Genomic DNA, 15473 nt, shown 5'->3' with positions numbered 1-15473 from the left:
GCGGCGGCGGGTGGGAATTACCAGGCGGTTCGTGGGCTTCTGGAATGACAGAAACGCCAAGGCGTCGATGCCTCCGGCGTGCCCGCTGGGAGAGGACTACGCCATGGGAACGCCCGTCGACGTGCTCGTCGAGCTGCTCGATCTCGAACAGATCGAGCTCAACATCTTCCGGGGCAGGAGCCCCGAGGAGTCGCTGCAGCGCACCTTCGGCGGCCAGGTCGCGGGCCAGGCCCTGGTGGCCGCCGGCCGCACGGTGGACGGGGACCGCCCGGTCCACTCCCTGCACGCCTACTTCCTGCGCCCCGGCGTCCCCGGCGTCCCGATCGTCTACCAGGTCGACCGGATCCGGGACGGCCGCTCCTTCACCACCCGCCGGGTCCTCGGCATCCAGGGCGGCCGCAGCATCTTCGCGCTGACCGCCGACTTCCACGTCCCGGAGCCGGGCGGCATCGAGCACCAGGAGGCGATGCCGCCGGTCCCGGCCCCCGAGGAGCTGCCCAGCGCGCTGGACGAGGTCGGCGCCCGGCTCGGCGAGCTGCCGCCGTTCATCAGCCGCCGCCAGCCGTTCGACATCCGCTACGTCGAGCGGCTGCGCTGGACGCAGGAGGAGCTGGTCGGCGTCCAGCCGCGCAGCGGCGTCTGGCTGCGCACCAACGGCCCGCTGCCGGACGCCCCGCTGATCCACGTCTGCGCCCTCACCTACGCCAGCGACATGACCCTGCTGGACTCGGTCCGCGCCCCCGTCGAGCCGCTCTGGGGCCGGCGCAACTTCGACATGGCCTCGCTCGACCATGCGATGTGGTTCCACCGCCCGTTCCGCGCCGACGACTGGCTGCTCTACCAGCAGGAGTCGCCGATCGCGCACGGCGCGCGCGGCCTGGCCCGCGGTCAGATCTTCGACCGCAGCGGCCAGTTGGTCGTCTCGGTGGTGCAGGAGGGCCTGTTCCGCCCGCTGCGCGCCAACTGAGCCGCCGCGCAGCCCGTCCCCCACCCTGATGAGGAGCTACCGGCCATGACCGTCGACGCCGAGGAATGGAAGCGTTGGACCGACGCCCGCACCGCCAAGGTGAGCGCCCCGCACGGCGTGCTCTCCCTCACCGGTACGCACTGGCTGGCCCAGGAGCCGGTGGAGATCCCCGGCGTCCCCGGCCACTGGTCCGCCGACGGCCCGCTGGCCCGGGTGGCGGCGGCAGCCGGTGACGACCTCGCGGTGGGCGGGGAGGCGGTCGACGGCGCGGTCGGGCTGCGCCCGGACACCGACCCCGACGCCCAGGTGGCCCGCTACCGGGACGTCCTGCTGGTCCCGATCGAGCGCGAGGGCGAGCTCGCGGTGCGGGTCTTCGACCCCACCGCCGAGGCCCGGGCGAGCTTCGCCGGCATCACCGTCTTCCCCTACGCACCCGAGTGGTCCGTCCCCGCCGTCTACACCCCCTTCGAGACGGGCGAGCAGTCCATCACCGTGCCGAACGCGGACGGGCACGACCGCCCGCTCGCGGTCACCGGCCGGATCGCCTTCCGCCTGGCGGGCGAGCCCTACGCCCTGACGGTGAGCAGCAGCGGGTCCGGCCTGAGCGCCGTGATCGCCGACGCGACCAGCGGCCAGGACACCTACCGGTTCCGCTTCGTGTCGATGCCCGCCCCCAACGCCGAGGGCCGCACCGTGCTCGACCTCAACCGGGCCTACCTGCCGCCCTGCGCCTTCGCCGACCACTTCGTCTGCCCGTTCCCGCCCCCGGGCAACCGGCTGCCGGTCGCGGTCCGGGCCGGCGAGAAGCAGGTGCTGCGCGGCTGACGGCACCCCGGGTGCGGGCGGCCGGAAGAGCGGGGTGACCATTGGTCGCTATGTCGACCAATCATCCCACCACTGCCGAGCCGGCCCCCTCGCCCCCGTCCCGGCCCCGCCGCCCGGCCCGGGTGCTGGCCGACCTCACCCCGCTGCGCACCAGCGCCGACTACCGGCGGATCTGGTTCGGCCAGTCGGTCTCCTCGATCGGCCAGCAGATGACCGCCGTCGCGGTCGCCGTCCAGGTCTACGCGCTCACCCGCTCCACCTTCGCCACCGGCCTGGTCGGCCTCTGCTCCCTGCTCCCGCTGATCGGCTTCGGCCTCTACGGCGGCGCGATCGCCGACTCGGTCGACCGGCGCAAGCTCGGCCTGGTCGGCGCCGCCGGCCTCGCCGCCGTCTCCGCGGTGCTGGCCGCCCAGGCGCTGCTCGGCCTGCACCAGGTGGGAGTGCTGTACGCCGCCGTCGCCCTGCAGGGCGGCTTCTTCGCCGTCTCCTCGCCCGCCCGGTCCTCGATGATCCCGCGCCTGCTGCCCGCCGAGCAGCTGCCGGCCGCCAACGCGCTCAACACCATCAGCATGAACCTGGGCATGACGGTGGGTCCGATGCTCGGCGGCCTGCTGATCGGCGCCTACGGCAGCCAGGCGGCCTACCTGGTCGACACGGTCGCCTTCGCCGCCGTGCTCCACGCGATGTGGCGCCTGCCCGCGATGCTGCCCGGCGACGGCAGCACGCCCCCCGCCCGCGCCTCGGTCCTGGACGGCCTGCGCTTCCTGCGCGAGCAGCCCAACCTGCGCACCAGCTTCCTGGCCGACCTGGCCGCGATGATCTTCGGCCTGCCCCGCTCCCTCTTCCCCGCCCTCGCAGTCACCTTCTACGGCGGCGGCGCCGGCACCGTCGGCCTGCTGGTCGCGGCCCCGGCCGTCGGCGCCCTGGCCGGCGCCCTGTTCAGCGGCTGGATATCCCGCGTGCACCGGCACGGCCTGGCCGTCCTGGTCGCCGTCGCCGCCTGGGGCCTGTCCATCGCCGCCTTCGGCCTCACCGCCCACCACCTCTGGCTCGGCCTCGTCCTGCTCGCCGCCGCCGGCTGCGCGGACACCGTGAGCATGATCTTCCGCAACACCATGATGCAGGTCGCCGCCCCCGACGAAATGCGCGGCCGCCTCCAGGGCATCTTCATCGTGGTGGTCGCCGGCGGCCCCCGCCTCGGCGACTTCGAGTCCGGCACCGTCGCCGCCCTCACCACCCCGGCCGTATCCGTCATCACCGGCGGCCTCGCCTGCGTCGCCGCCGTCCTCCTCCTCACCACCCGCCGCCCCGCCTTCCTCCGCTACGACGCCCGCCACCCCACCCCGTGACCTGCACCGAAACCTGGCAGCGAGCACCCCCCACCGTGCTGTATTGTTTTCCACGTCGCCGGAACACCCGGCCGACAGGTCAAGAAGCCACCCGAGCCCACCAGCCCGGCGAAGCAACGAGACCACGGGACGTGGCGCAGCTTGGTAGCGCACTTGACTGGGGGTCAAGGGGTCGCAGGTTCAAATCCTGTCGTCCCGACTGTGAAGTCGGTTGTGAGGGCCGGTACTTGGGAAACCAGGTGCCGGCTCTTTCTGTTGCCGCGTCAGCTGGTGGTCGCACGGTGGTCGCCAGGCCACATCGGCCAGGACGTCGACGGTTCTTCTGTTCGTGTCTGCTGATAAGCGGGCAGTTGCCGGTGCGGGCGCGGGTGCTGGCGCCAGGGGCGGTGGGCGCGGCAGACGGGTCGGCCGAGGACGGCGCGGTCGGCGTTGTCGAGGGTCCAGGCGACGGCGTCGACGGCCGCGCGGGCGGCGAGGCGGGTGAGGTCGGCGTAGATGTTCGCGCTGGTCGACAGGGTGCGGTGGCGCAGCGTCTTGGAGATGACGGGCAGGGGGACGCCGGCAGCCAGGGCGAAGCTGGTCATGAGGTGGCGCAGGTCGTGGAGGGCGATGCGGGGGACGCCAGCCTTGTCGCAGAGCAGGTGGAAGTGGTCGAGGACGTGCTTGGGGTGGAGGGGGCGGCCGTGGTGGTGGAAGACGTAGCCGCCGCTGTCGGTGATGTTGCCGAAGGCGCGGGTGCCGGCGCGGTCGTCGAGCGCTGAGGCGACGCGCTCGGACAGGGCGACCCACATCCGGCTGCCCTTGGTCTTCGGGGAGGTCAGCACCACTTGGTTGTTGTCGACGGCGGAGAGGGTGGCGCGGACGAAGAACACGCCGTCTTCGAGGTCGACGTCGTTCCAGCGCAGGGCGAGTGCCTCGCCCTTGCGGATGCCGGAGCGGTCGCGTCGGGGTCGGCGCGTACACTGCCGGGTTCGGCGTCCGGCGGGCCGTTCGTCAAGTCCAGGACGCCGTCGAGGATGTCCGCGCTGCCGGTAGTCCTGTCGGGGCCGGTGCCGCCGAGCAGGGCGGTCATCGTTGCGGGCAGCGGCAGGTGCTGCTTCGCGTGGTCAGTGGCTGCGGGTGCGCGGGGTGCGGTACTGCTCGTCGGTGACGTGTTCCAGCCAGGTGGTCTCGGGCCGGTCGTCATCGGGGGCGGTGCCGTCCCACAGCGCGAGGTGCTGCATGAAGCGGTCCTCAATGGCGCCGTGCCAGTGCTCCTCTCCGGGCGGGCAGGTTACCGTCTCGCCGGGGTGGGCCTGGAAGACGGTGCCGTCGCGGGTGCCGATCAGCGCGATGCCGGCGAGGACGTGCAGGGTCTGGCCGACGGCATGGTGGTGCCAGGCGGTGCGGGCGCCGGGGGCGAAGCGGACCATGTTGGCTCGCAGGCGGGAGGGCTCCAGGCCGGCGTGGATGACGTCGAACCAGACGTCTCCGTTGAACCACTCCTGCGGTCCCTTGCCGGTCGGCCTGGGCGTCACGAACTCCATCGCTGCTCCTCGGGTGTCGTGCTGGTCGGGTGATGTGCGGGCAGGGTCAGGGCATGGTCAGCTCGCCGGTGCGCAGGGCGGCGGTGACGCCGCCGTCCATCAGCAGGTCGGCGCCGGTGATGAAACCGGCTTGGGGGCCGAGGAGGAACGCGGCGGCGTCGGCGACTTCGTCGGGGGTGCCGAAGCGCCCGGCAGCCGACACCTGGCGCACGCGCTCGAACCACTCGCCGCGCGGCCCGGACAGTTCGTCCAGGGCCAGCGGGGTGATGATGACGCCGGGGCTGACGGCGTTCACACGGGCACCGCGCTTGCCCCACGCGGCGGCAGCGGTCTGCACCCGCAGCGAGTTCGCCCGCTTGGACAGGGCGTACGCGTGGACGGTGGAGCCGATCTCGCCGCTCTGGAGGAACGGCAGCGCGAGCAGCTCGGCGGTGGCGGTGGTGGCGAGCGCGTGCTCGACGTCGGGGGCGTAGGGGCTTTCGCGGTGGCCGGCCATGCTGGCGACGACCAGGCCGGCGCCGCCGGGGGCGACGACGCGGGCGAAGGCGTCCAGGACCATGGCGGTCCCCAGCAGGTCGACCTGGAGGATCCGCTCGATGCTCGCCTGAGTCGGGGAGACCCCGGCGGTGTGCACGACCTGGGTGACCGGGCCGAGCGCGGCTGCCGCGTCCGCCAGGGCCTCGACCGCCGCGCGGTCCGAGACGTCGGTGACCTGGGTGCGCACCTCGTGCCCCTGGCCGCGCAGCGTCGTGGCGGCGGCGTCGGCCGCTTCCTGGCTGTGGTCGGCGAGCAGCACGGTGCGGCCCGGCCCGATCCGGCGGGCGATGGCCAGGCCGATGCTGCCGGAGCCGATGACGACGACTACCTCGCGCGGGTTTTCGCTGCTCATTGTGTGAGTTCCTCTCCCTGTGCTGGATCTGGTGCTGGGTTGGCCGGGTGCGGAGGTGGCCGCGCTCGGCTGTCGGGGTCAGGGCCGGATCAGGACCTTCAGAGCCTGGCGGTCGTTCATCACCCGGTAGCCGTCGGCGATGTCCTCCAGGTCGAGCGTGCGGTCGAAGACCCGGCCGGGGGTGATCGAGCCGTCGAGGATGTGCGGCATCAGCTCGTCGATGTAGGCGCGGGCCGGGGCGACGCCGCCGGTCAGGGTGATGTTGCGCATGAAGTCACCGAAGCCGAAGGGTACTTCGGGGTACTGGGGTGCGCCGACCCGGCTGATCGTGCCGCCGGCGCGGACCGCGCCGAAGCTCTGCACGAGCGCCTCCTTCAGCCCCACGCACTCCAGGACCCGCCGGGAGCCCTCGCCGCCGGTCAGCTCGCGCACCCGGGCGACGCCATCCTCACCGCGCTCGGCTACGACGTCGGTGGCGCCGAAGGCGCGGCCCAGGTCGGTGCGCACCTGGTGGCGACCCATGAGGATGATCTGCTCGGCGCCGAGCAGCTTCGCGGAGATGACCGCGGCCAGGCCCACGGCGCCGTCGCCGACGACGGTCACCGTGTCGCCGGGCACCACGCCCGCGGTGCGGGCCGCGTGGTAGCCGGTGCACAGGATGTCGGACAGGGTCAGCAGGTCCGGCAGCAGCTCGGAGTCCTCACCGACCGGCAGCTTGACCAGTGTCCCCTCCGCGTGGGGGACGCGGGCGGCCTGGCCCTGGCCGCCGTCGACGCCGCCCACGCCCCACTGCCCGCCGTGCACGCAGGAGGTCTGCAGCCCTTCGCGGCAGTAGACGCAGGTGTTGTCGGCGTAGACGAACGGGGCCACGACCACGTCGCCGGCCTTGATGCCACGCACGGCGGCACCGGCCTCCTCGACGACGCCGAGGAACTCGTGCCCCATGTGGCGGGGCGTGTCGGTGGGCTGCAGCGACTTGTACGGCCACAGGTCGCTGCCGCAGGCGCAGGACAGCACGATCCGCACGACCGCGTCAGTGGGGTTCTGGATCTTCGGGTCGGCGACGTCCTCGACACGGACGTCGCCGGCCCCGTACAGCAGGGTGGCGCGCATCGGCGCAGCTCCTCAAGGTGCAGGCGAGTGATGGTCTGATCAGGTGGCCGACGGGCGGCGCGGCGCGGCTGGCGGCGGCCGAGGCCGGCGGGTCAGCGCGGTTCCAGGCGGAGGGTGGAGGTACGGGCCTGCTCGGTCAGGACGTGCTCGACGATGCTCGTGTACCGCCCGTACTTGACCTGGTAGGCGGCATCGACGTCGGTGTACTCGCTGGGATCGGCCGGGCGGAAGACGACCTCCCGCCGCACACCGCCGGCCTCGATCCGGCCCTGGTGGCGGGCGGTCGTGCCCCGGTACCACGGGCCCTCGGTGCCCTTGACCGAGCGGACGTACACCTGGTCGCCGGCGCGGACCACCCACATTGTCACCGGATCGCGCAGGGTGCCGTCGGCTCGCTCGGACCACAGGTCCAGTTCCTCGGCCACGCCGATCTTCTCCAAGTCCGGGATGTTCCAGCCGGTCATCGTCGTCCCTCTCCGTCGTGATCGTGGCCGCATCCAGCCTCACGGGCCCCATCGGGGCCACCACCCGACGTGCTCGAAACGGCGGGCACCTTCTTGGGGCGCCGACCAGCGGGTCCGTCGGGCGACGTCCTCCACCCTGCCCCCACGCACACCGTTCAGGCAGGCCGGGTTCTGCCAGGGTGCGACAGGGCCCCCACCGTCCTGGAGCCCAGGCCCCGCTCGGGCGACACTGGGCTCATGGCTCCAGACCACACCCCCGGCGGCAACGAGCTGGCCCGCTTCCTGCGCGCCCGCCGCACCCAGACCAGTCCCGCTTCCGTCGGTCTCACTCCCGGCCCCGGCACCCGACGCACCCCGGGACTGCGCCGCGAGGAACTGGCCACCCTGTCCGGAGTCAGCATCGACTACTACACCCGCCTGGAACGCGGCAAGGAGACCCGCCCCGGCCCCCGCAACTGATCTAGATGCGCCAGCCCCGCGACGAACGCCAACGGGGGGACCAGCCTCAGCTGATCCCCCGGTAGAGCCGCAGCTCAGTACCATGCGACAGCGGCTCCTTGGGCGGCTGAACGACGCCGAAGCCCGCGATCCCTGTTGCTGTTGTGGACCGAGCTCACCCAGGACGAGTACGCCCACAGCCCCGTCCTGACCGGGATGCGACGCTGCGGCACGGACACCAGCAGGCTCGTCGACAACATCGCCCAGACCTACACCCCGGTCAACCAGACGGGCACCGTGCGCGTCGTCCTGCGTGGCCAACTCGACACGTACGCCGCCCGTCTGGCCTCGCGTATCGACGGTGGAAGGAAGGCGGGTCGGCCCGGCGCGTGAGCCGTACCACGACGATTGGGCTTCCTCGCACAGCGGTGATCGTCGATCACCCGGTCGGGAGGTGACGTGCAGGCACGTGTGGCGGCCCGGTTCCGCCCGGGTCGCCGCAGGGCGCGGCGAGTTCAGGCGGTGACCCTGCTGTAGCCGTCCGGGCAGGAGTGGCGGCGCCGACGAAGAAAGCTCCCATGTTGAGGACGCGTTCGACCCGGCCAGGGGCGCTGAGCTGAAGGGTCGACGGCCACGAAGCGGTGTCTGTGGTGCCGCCCTGGGAACCGAAGCCAATCAGTCCCATGCCACGCAGTCGATGCCGTCGCACTCTGGCGAACCTGGCTTGATGTGGTTCGAGGCATGCGATTTGGGGACCTCGGCCGTCTCCGCTCAGGCTCCCCAGCGACAAGGAGCCGCTGAGCCTCGATGCGGGGTGGAGTGACTGCTGGCCCGGGTGTCACGCTGCTCCCGGTCGGGGCTGCCGTGAGGTCGATCTGATGATCTGTTTGGCCGTGGTGGTCAGGTCGACCTGGGTGAGGCGGCAGAGTTCGGCCGTGGCCTCGTCCTGGGTACGGCCTCGGTCGATGAGGATTCCGATGGCCTGGTTGAGGCCGGCCGCGTCGGTCAGTCCGCTGAGGCCCGACGTCTCGCGCGGTGGGGTGAGGTGCTGGTCGAGCGCGACATCGTCCAGTTCCAGGCTGAGTGCGAAGGTCAGGTCGGCGGCGAAGTCGACGAAGGCGCCTGGGGTGCCGGCGTAGAACACGATCGTGCTACCGGGCCCGGTGCCTTGGTCTGATGTCAGCGGCAGTGCTGCGGAGGTGGCGACGCGGTGGGGGGCCGCGGAGTCGTCCAGGATGGTGAGTGCCAGCGGAAGGCCGTCCAGGACGATGGTCATCGTGAGGCCGAGCCAGGACGGCACGGCCGAGCGCATGCTGTCGGCCAGGTTCTGCACGGAGTCCGTGAGGTCGGCGGCGGGGCGCCCGAGGGCTTCGGTGAGGGTCGTGAGGTCGGCGGCAAGTGTGCCGGAGAGGTCCACAACGGGACTCCGGGTGTCCCGATCGCCCGGCAGTGCTGCCCGGTCCGCTCGCGGCGGGTCGCGGCGCGCGGTGTGACGGAGATCGGCGGCGGGTCGGGGCCCGCCGTCTCGCGGCCTCCGTACCCTCGACGCTACGCTGCCGTCGCCGGCGGGGCCAGTGTCACCCGGGCCGGCCCGGCGCGGGTGTCAGTCAGCGCTGTGGCGGGCGCGCGCGCGGGCTACGGCCTCGTCGAGCAGCTGCTGCGCCACCACGGATGCCTTGCGGTTCTGGGTCTGGCTCATCACGCGGAGTCTGTCGAATGCCTCGGCGGGGGTGCAGCCGCTGCGGCTCATGAGGATGCCGAGCGCCTGGTCGATCGAGGCGCGGTGGGTCAGGGCGGACTGCAGCTGTGCGGCCAGCCGCTGGGCCTGGGCGAGGGCCTGGGCGTTCTGGACGGAGATCGCGGCCGGCACGGCGAACAGTTCGCCGAGTTCCACGGCCCGCGGGTCGAAGGCGTTCTCGGCACGGGCGTAGACGTTCATCGCCCCCAGCACGCTGTCGCCGGCCAGCAGCGGGAGCGACACCACGCTGTGCACGCCCAGTCGGCCGACCTGCGGCCCGAACCGCGGCCATGCGGGGTCCTTGTCCAGGGACGCGGAGTGCACCGTGCGTCGTTCGGCCGCTGCGGTGATGCACGGTCCCTCGCCGATGCCGTACTGGATCGCATCGACCTCCCGGACGAACTCCGCGCTCGCGACGATGGTGTCGGCCCGGTCGTTCTCCAGCAGGGTCAGCCCCGCGCCGTCCGCGCCCGGGATCGCGCGCACGGCGAACCCGGCGACGTGCGTCAGCAGGTCTCGTAGGTCCAGCCGGGCGGTGGCCAGCCGTGACAGGTCGGCCAGGCTCTCCCGCAGATCCTCGTCGTCGGCAACGGACCGGCCGGTGCCCGAGCCCGGCGGTGGCGTGTCTCCGTGCTCCGGTGAACCGGGGCCTGTCTGCGTCATGGCGCTTTCCGTTCTCCGAGTTCGCGCGGTCGACCGCTCCTTCGCCGGCGCGGGTTCTCGGGCCGGCCGTGCTGGTGCCCATTGTCCGCCCGACCGGCGGCGAGCGGGAGCCTTCGACGCTGCGGGCCGCGCGAGAGTACTGTCGAAGGTGGTTGAGTCAGCAGCCAGCTCGGAGACGACGGTCGGCATCATGCCCGCCTCGGGAGCGATCAGCTCGCAACCGGGCACATCCGGTGACCTCCTCACGCGAGGATCACCATGTTCATGCAGCTCTCCACCACCCCAGGCATCCCGCCTTCCCCGGACGGCCCGGCCGATGGACGGACCGTCGCTCAGCGCTGCCCGGACGACGGCGCCCCGGCCGCCGCCCCCGTCGTCGAACCGGCATCTCCCGCGGACGAATCGCCGCCCCTGCCCGCCCGACAGGTCGACGTCGGCCAGGGCCGCAGCGGACCGCCTCTCCCGCAGCTCACGCTCACAGGCCCGTACGCGGCGTCCCGCCAACAACTGAACAGAGGCACACCATGAAAGCCTTGATCATCGTCCTCGTCATCGTCGTACTGGCCGTCCTGCTGGCGTTCGCCCTGTCCGCGAAGATCGTCAAGCAGTACGAGCAGGGTGTGCTGTTCCGGCTCGGCCGGGTCCGCAGCTCGAGGAAGCCCGGATTCACCCTGATCATCCCGGTCGTCGACGTCCTGCACCGGATCTCGCTGCGGATCGTCACGATGCCGATCCAGTCCCAGGGCATCATCACCCGCGACAACGTCAGTGTCGACGTCTCCGCGGTCGCCTACTTCCGAGTCGTCGACGCGGTGAAGTCGGTCGTCGCGATCGAGAACGTGAACGCCGCGATCAACCAGATCGCCCAGACCACGCTGCGCAAGGTGGTCGGACAACACACGCTGGACGAGACGCTCTCCGAGACCGACACGATCAACCTGGGTATTCGCGAGATCCTCGACGTGTCCACCGTGGAGTGGGGCGTCGAGGTCACACTGGTTGAGCTGAAGGACATCCAGTTGCCCGAGAGCATGAAGCGGGCGATGGCCCGGCAGGCCGAGGCCGAGCGGGAGAAGAGGGCGAAGATCATCAACGCCGAGGGCGAATCCCTCGCCGCCGCCGCGCTGGGCGACGCCTCGGACACCATGATGGCTCACCCGCTGGCCCTGCAACTGCGCAACCTGCAGAGCCTGGTGGAGATCGGCGTGGACAAGAACACCACCGTCGTCTTCCCCGCCCCGCTGATGAGCACCATCGGCGAACTCGGCTCCTTCCTCGCCCGCGAGAAGGCCGCAGCCGCTACCCCACTGGCCCCGCCAGTGCCTGTGGTGGGGCTGGACAAGCCGGAAGCGGTCACCGCACTGCCGCTCATCAAGCACCCGACCCACCCCCTGCCGGCCCAAGAGGCACCGGTAGACGGAGGACCCGCCGTACCGCAGAGGTAGCCGCCGTCCATCCGAGGCTTCGAGCAACGCGTGCGGAGCAAAGCCGCCCACAGCAGCGCGATGGCTCGAAGCCTCGGCCCTGCAAGCCGCCCGAGCGTCACCAAACCCGACCGCCCGGCACCCGCCGCACGACCCGCCGGTCACATGCGACGGCATACGAAGGCAAGGACCTCATGACCGCCCTCATGGTCACCATCCGCCACCCCGGCTCCCTGCTCCAGGAACTCGACCTGGACAAAGCCCAGTTCCTGGCGCTGACCACCCGGGCCGCGCAACTCGAACGCCTGAAGATCGAGGGCAGCACCATCCGGCCCCGGCTGACAGGCGAGAACATCGCGCCGGTCTTCGAGAAGCGCTCCACCCGCACCCGCCGCGCCTTCGAGGTCGCCGCCCACCATCAGGGCGCCCACGTGCCCCACCTCGGCCCCGAGGGCTCCCCCATCGGACGCGAGGAGCCGGTCCCCGACACCGCCCGTGCACTGGGCCCGATGTCCGACGGCTTCGACCAGCCCGAGAACCGGCTCCACCCCGTCGAAGCGGTGCTGGTGGCCGCACGGGCCGACTGACATGCGCATCGTGGTGGCCCTGGGCGGCAACGCACTGCTGCGACGCGGTGAGAAGCCGGACGCCGCAGTCCAGTTGGTTCACGTCCGCGCTGCCGCCGCGGCGCTGGCACCGCTGGCCGCGCAGCACGAGCTGATCATCTGTCACGGCAACGGCCCGCAGGTCGGCATGCTCTCCCTGGAGAGCGAGAGCGACCAGGCGCTCAGCCGCCCCTACCCGCTGGACGCCCTCGTAGCCCAGACACAGGGCATGATCGGCTATTGGCTGGCTCAGTGCCTGCGCAACGAAGGCGTGGCCAAGCCCGTCCTCGGCCTGGTCACCCAGACACTGGTCGACCCGGGCGACCCGGCGTTCGCCGAGCCGACGAAGTTCGTCGGCCCCGTGTACAGCCGCCAGCGCGCCCACCAGCTGGCCGAACTGCACGGCTGGGCCATCGCCGCGGACGGCGAGCGATGGCGGCGGGTCGTCGCCTCACCCGAGCCGCAACGGATCGTCGAACAGGACTCGATCACACACCTGCTGCACCATGGGACAGTTGTCATCTGCGGCGGTGGCGGCGGCGCGCCGGTCACCGCCGACAGCGAAGGCCGGATGAGCGGGGTTGAGGCCGTCGTCGACAAGGACTCCGTCGCAGCCCTGCTCGCGATCACCGTCCAGGCCGAGGTGCTGCTCGTGCTCACCGACGTGCCCGCCGTGATGGCGCACTTCGGCACACCGCAGGCCACCGCGCTGCGCCACCTCGACCTGGACGACCTGGCCGCCCTCCAATTCCCCGCTGGATCGATGGGGCCCAAGATCGCCGCCTGCCGGCAGTTCGTCGAAGCCACTGGCGGCCGGGCCGCCATCGGCCAGCTGTCCGACACGTGTGCACTGCTCGCCGGCACCACCGGCACCACCATCACCAGGCGAACACCGAGGGCCCTCAGTGACCTGCCCCCGCCGGATGAGCACGCGGCCGCCCGTGACTCCCAGCGAACCGCTGAATCCCGCGACGGTGCCCTCCAGCCGCTGAAGGAGCCCTGGCCCAAGTGAACGCCCCGACCCTCACCCCCGAACTGCTGCACCGGATGGACGCCTACTGGCGCGCCGCCAACTACCTGTCGGTCGGTCAGCTCTACCTCTACGACAACCCGCTGCTGAAGCGCCCCCTGGAACTGGCCGACGTGAAGCCGCTGGTCGTCGGGCACTGGGGGACGACCCCGGGTCAGAACTTCGTCTACGTGCACCTGAACCGGGTCATCACCAAGTACGACCTGGACATGCTCTACGTCGCGGGCCCCGGCCACGGCGGCCCGGCCCTGGTGGGCAACACCTACCTGGAGGGCACCTACAGCGAGGTCTACCCGGACGTCAGCCAGGACGAGGCCGGGATGAAGCGGCTCTTCACCCAGTTCTCCTTCCCAGGCGGGATCTCCAGCCACGTCGCACCCACCACGCCCGGCTCGATCCACGAGGGCGGCGAACTCGGGTACTCCCTCAGTCACTCCTTCGGGGCGGTACTGGACAACCCCGACCTGGTGGTGGCCTGCATGGTGGGTGACGGCGAGGCCGAGACCGGGCCGCTGGCCACCTCCTGGCAGTCCACCCGGTTCCTCGACCCGGTCGGGGACGGAGCGGTGCTGCCGATCCTGCACCTGAACGGCTACAAGATCAGCAATCCCGCCGTCCTGGCCCGCATCGGCGACGAGCAGCTGACGCAGTTCCTGCAAGGCTGCGGCTGGGAGCCGCACTTCGTCTCCGGTGACGACCCCGAGACCATGCACCAGCTCATGGCCGCCACGCTTGACCGGGTCGTGGAGCGGATCCGGCAGATCCAGCAGGCCGCGCGCACCGGCTCGGCCACCACCCGTCCGAGCTGGCCGATGATCGTCCTGCGCTCGCCCAAGGGCTGGACGGGCCCCAAGGTCGTCGACGGCCTGCCGATCGAGGGCACCTTCCGCTCGCACCAGGTGCCGCTCCTGGTGGACGGCGACCACCCTGGCCGTGTCGAGCAGTTGGAGAGCTGGATGCGCAGCTACAAGCCGCAGGAACTCTTCGACGAGCGCGGCCGGCTGCTGCCGGACCTGGCCGCACTGGCCCCCGAGGGCGACCGGCGGATGGGCGCCAACCCGCACGCCAACGGCGGGCTGCTCCTGCGGGACCTGCGGATGCCCGACTTCCGGGACCACGCCGTGGACGTCCGCGCACCCGGTACGGTCAGCGGGAAGGACACCCTGGTCCTGGGCCGGTTCCTGCGGGACGTCATCGCGCTCAACGAGGAGCAGCGCAACTTCCGCATCGTCGGCCCCGACGAGACGCTGTCCAACATGCTGGGCGCGGTCTTCGAGGCGACCAGCCGCCAGTGGAACGCCGGCACGGTGGAGGGCGACGAGTTCCTCGCGCCGTCGGGTCGGGTGTTGGATTCCATGCTCAGCGAGCACCAGTGCGAGGGCTGGCTGGAGGGCTACCTGCTCACCGGTCGGCACGGGGTGTTCAACTGCTACGAGGCGTTCGTCCACATCGTCGACTCGATGTTCAACCAGCATGCCAAGTGGCTGAAAGTCACCAGGCAGCTGCCCTGGCGGCGCGACATCGCCTCCCTCAACTACCTGCTCACGTCGCACGTCTGGCAGCAGGACCACAACGGTTTCACCCACCAGGACCCGGGATTCCTGGACCACGTGGTGAACAAGAAGGCCGACGTCGTGCGGGTCTACCTCCCGCCGGACGCCAACTGCCTGCTGTCCGTGATGGACCACTGCCTGCGCAGCCGGCACTACGTGAACGTCGTGGTGGCGGGCAAGCGCGCGATGCCGCAGTGGCTGTCCATGGAGGACGCTGTCGTGCACTGCACCGAGGGCATCGGCATCTGGCCGTGGGCGAGCAACGACCAGGGCGGCGAGCCGGACGTGGTGCTGGCCTGCTGCGGGGACACCCCGACCCTGGAGGTCCTGGCCGCGGCGTCGATCCTGCGCGAGCACCTGCCCGACCTGAGGGTCCGGGTGGTCAACGTCGTCGACCTGATGAAGCTGGAACCGGAGACGGTGCACCCGCACGGACTCAGCGATCAGGACTACGACTCGCTCTTCACCAGGGACAAGCACATCATCTTCGCCTTCCACGGATACCCTTCGCTGATCCACCGGCTCGCCTACCGCCGCGCCAACCACAACCTGCACGTGCGCGGCTACAACGAGGAGGGCACCATCACCACTGCCTTCGACATGCGGGTGCAGAACCGCCTGGACCGCTTCCACCTCGTCCAGGACGTCATCGACCGACTGCCCCAACTCGGCGCCAGCGGCGACTACCTGAAGCAGCAGATGCGGGACAAGCTGGTCGAGCACAGCCAGTACATCGGGCACCACGGAAAGGACCTGCCGGAGATCTGCGACTGGACCTGGACCGGGAGCCCGTGACCGGAGCCACGGCGGATGACGAGCCACAGCACGGAACCGGCCCACCGTACGGGTGAACGTGGTGTGCCGGTAGACCGTGTGGGGAATGGTGCTT

General features: G+C 71.3%; 15 protein-coding genes, 1 tRNA gene and 1 pseudogene. 10 read left to right on the top strand and 7 right to left on the bottom strand.

Annotated elements, in window-relative coordinates:
- Nucleotides 1–103: 103 nt before the first annotated feature.
- The 4 genes from C7C46_RS05085 (at nt 104) to C7C46_RS05070 (ending at nt 3340) form a co-directional block, all read left to right on the top strand.
- A complete protein-coding gene (locus C7C46_RS05085; protein WP_110666141.1) occupies nt 104–967 on the top strand; it encodes an acyl-CoA thioesterase in 864 nt (287 codons plus the stop codon).
- Nucleotides 968–1012: 45 nt separating this feature from the next.
- The gene (locus C7C46_RS05080) at nt 1013–1792 is read left to right on the top strand and encodes a DUF1684 domain-containing protein (RefSeq protein WP_110666139.1); all 780 of its coding nucleotides are present in this window, start codon (nt 1013–1015) and stop codon (nt 1790–1792) included.
- Between the two features lie 50 nt (nt 1793–1842).
- Nucleotides 1843–3141 carry an MFS transporter gene (locus C7C46_RS05075; RefSeq protein WP_110666137.1) on the top strand — a complete coding sequence of 433 codons (1299 nt, stop codon included), beginning with the start codon at nt 1843–1845 and terminating at the stop codon, nt 3139–3141.
- Nucleotides 3142–3266: 125 nt separating this feature from the next.
- Nucleotides 3267–3340, top strand: a tRNA-Pro gene (locus tag C7C46_RS05070).
- A 64-nt stretch (nt 3341–3404) separates the two neighbouring features.
- Here the strand turns inward: C7C46_RS05070 and C7C46_RS05065 are convergent.
- From C7C46_RS05065 to C7C46_RS05045, 5 genes are all read right to left on the bottom strand, one after another.
- Nucleotides 3405–4070, bottom strand: a complete 666-nt coding sequence (locus C7C46_RS05065; RefSeq protein ID WP_110666135.1) for a site-specific integrase — start codon at nt 4068–4070, stop codon at nt 3405–3407.
- A gap of 177 nt (nt 4071–4247) precedes the next feature.
- Complete coding sequence (locus C7C46_RS05060; RefSeq protein WP_110666133.1) at nt 4248–4667, bottom strand: (R)-mandelonitrile lyase; 420 nt, start codon at nt 4665–4667, stop codon at nt 4248–4250.
- Nucleotides 4668–4713: 46 nt separating this feature from the next.
- Complete coding sequence (locus C7C46_RS05055; RefSeq protein WP_110666131.1) at nt 4714–5556, bottom strand: SDR family oxidoreductase; 843 nt, start codon at nt 5554–5556, stop codon at nt 4714–4716.
- 78 nt (nt 5557–5634) lie between these two features.
- A complete protein-coding gene (locus C7C46_RS05050) occupies nt 5635–6669 on the bottom strand; it encodes a zinc-binding dehydrogenase (protein ID WP_110666129.1) in 1035 nt (344 codons plus the stop codon).
- Between the two features lie 92 nt (nt 6670–6761).
- Nucleotides 6762–7133, bottom strand: coding sequence for a DUF2255 family protein (locus C7C46_RS05045; RefSeq protein WP_110666127.1), 372 nt, complete (start codon nt 7131–7133; stop codon nt 6762–6764).
- Nucleotides 7134–7370: 237 nt separating this feature from the next.
- Here C7C46_RS05045 and C7C46_RS05040 point away from each other — a divergent pair.
- Nucleotides 7371–7583 (top strand): annotated as a pseudogene (locus C7C46_RS05040) (helix-turn-helix domain-containing protein); the annotation flags it as partial.
- A gap of 144 nt (nt 7584–7727) precedes the next feature.
- Entirely contained in the window at nt 7728–7964 is a 237-nt protein-coding gene (locus C7C46_RS05035) for a hypothetical protein (protein ID WP_110666125.1), read from the top strand.
- Between the two features lie 445 nt (nt 7965–8409).
- Here the strand turns inward: C7C46_RS05035 and C7C46_RS05030 are convergent, their stop codons facing one another.
- Together C7C46_RS05030 and C7C46_RS05025 are read right to left on the bottom strand one after the other, a co-directional pair.
- Nucleotides 8410–8988, bottom strand: a complete 579-nt coding sequence (locus C7C46_RS05030; RefSeq protein ID WP_110666123.1) for a hypothetical protein — start codon at nt 8986–8988, stop codon at nt 8410–8412.
- A gap of 186 nt (nt 8989–9174) precedes the next feature.
- Nucleotides 9175–9972, bottom strand: coding sequence for a GAF and ANTAR domain-containing protein (locus C7C46_RS05025; protein ID WP_110666121.1), 798 nt, complete (start codon nt 9970–9972; stop codon nt 9175–9177).
- Between the two features lie 524 nt (nt 9973–10496).
- On the opposite strand from C7C46_RS05025, the gene C7C46_RS05020 reads away from it, so the two are divergent.
- From C7C46_RS05020 to C7C46_RS05005, 4 genes are all read left to right on the top strand, one after another.
- On the top strand, nt 10497–11417 hold the full coding sequence (locus C7C46_RS05020; protein ID WP_110666119.1) for a slipin family protein: 921 nt from the start codon (nt 10497–10499) through the stop codon (nt 11415–11417).
- A 173-nt stretch (nt 11418–11590) separates the two neighbouring features.
- Nucleotides 11591–11983: a Rossmann-fold NAD(P)-binding domain-containing protein gene (locus C7C46_RS05015; RefSeq protein ID WP_245984178.1), complete on the top strand. Its 393-nt coding sequence runs from the start codon at nt 11591–11593 to the stop codon at nt 11981–11983.
- Nucleotide 11984: 1 nt separating this feature from the next.
- On the top strand, nt 11985–13013 hold the full coding sequence (locus tag C7C46_RS05010; RefSeq protein ID WP_110666117.1) for a carbamate kinase: 1029 nt from the start codon (nt 11985–11987) through the stop codon (nt 13011–13013).
- Entirely contained in the window at nt 13001–15379 is a 2379-nt protein-coding gene (locus C7C46_RS05005; protein ID WP_484421938.1) for a phosphoketolase family protein, read from the top strand. The genes C7C46_RS05010 and C7C46_RS05005 overlap by 13 nt, the downstream gene beginning before the upstream one ends.
- Nucleotides 15380–15473: the final 94 nt, after the last annotated feature.

It is taken from the genome of Streptomyces tateyamensis (assembly GCF_003205575.1).
Taxonomy (GTDB): domain Bacteria; phylum Actinomycetota; class Actinomycetes; order Streptomycetales; family Streptomycetaceae; genus Kitasatospora; species Kitasatospora tateyamensis.
Note: the sequence above shows the minus strand (reverse complement) of the source record. Positions and strands in the feature narration are given on the sequence as shown.

Coding starts and splice junctions, on each gene's coding strand:
- C7C46_RS05010 (WP_110666117.1), top strand. CDS start 11,985: ATGCGCATCGTGGTGGCCCTGGGCGGCAACGCACTGCTGCGACGCGGT.
- C7C46_RS05075 (WP_110666137.1), top strand. CDS start 1,843: ATGTCGACCAATCATCCCACCACTGCCGAGCCGGCCCCCTCGCCCCCG.
- C7C46_RS05015 (WP_245984178.1), top strand. CDS start 11,591: ATGACCGCCCTCATGGTCACCATCCGCCACCCCGGCTCCCTGCTCCAG.
- C7C46_RS05055 (WP_110666131.1), bottom strand. CDS start 5,556: ATGAGCAGCGAAAACCCGCGCGAGGTAGTCGTCGTCATCGGCTCCGGC.
- C7C46_RS05025 (WP_110666121.1), bottom strand. CDS start 9,972: ATGACGCAGACAGGCCCCGGTTCACCGGAGCACGGAGACACGCCACCG.
- C7C46_RS05060 (WP_110666133.1), bottom strand. CDS start 4,667: ATGGAGTTCGTGACGCCCAGGCCGACCGGCAAGGGACCGCAGGAGTGG.
- C7C46_RS05085 (WP_110666141.1), top strand. CDS start 104: ATGGGAACGCCCGTCGACGTGCTCGTCGAGCTGCTCGATCTCGAACAG.
- C7C46_RS05050 (WP_110666129.1), bottom strand. CDS start 6,669: ATGCGCGCCACCCTGCTGTACGGGGCCGGCGACGTCCGTGTCGAGGAC.
- C7C46_RS05020 (WP_110666119.1), top strand. CDS start 10,497: ATGAAAGCCTTGATCATCGTCCTCGTCATCGTCGTACTGGCCGTCCTG.
- C7C46_RS05080 (WP_110666139.1), top strand. CDS start 1,013: ATGACCGTCGACGCCGAGGAATGGAAGCGTTGGACCGACGCCCGCACC.
- C7C46_RS05045 (WP_110666127.1), bottom strand. CDS start 7,133: ATGACCGGCTGGAACATCCCGGACTTGGAGAAGATCGGCGTGGCCGAG.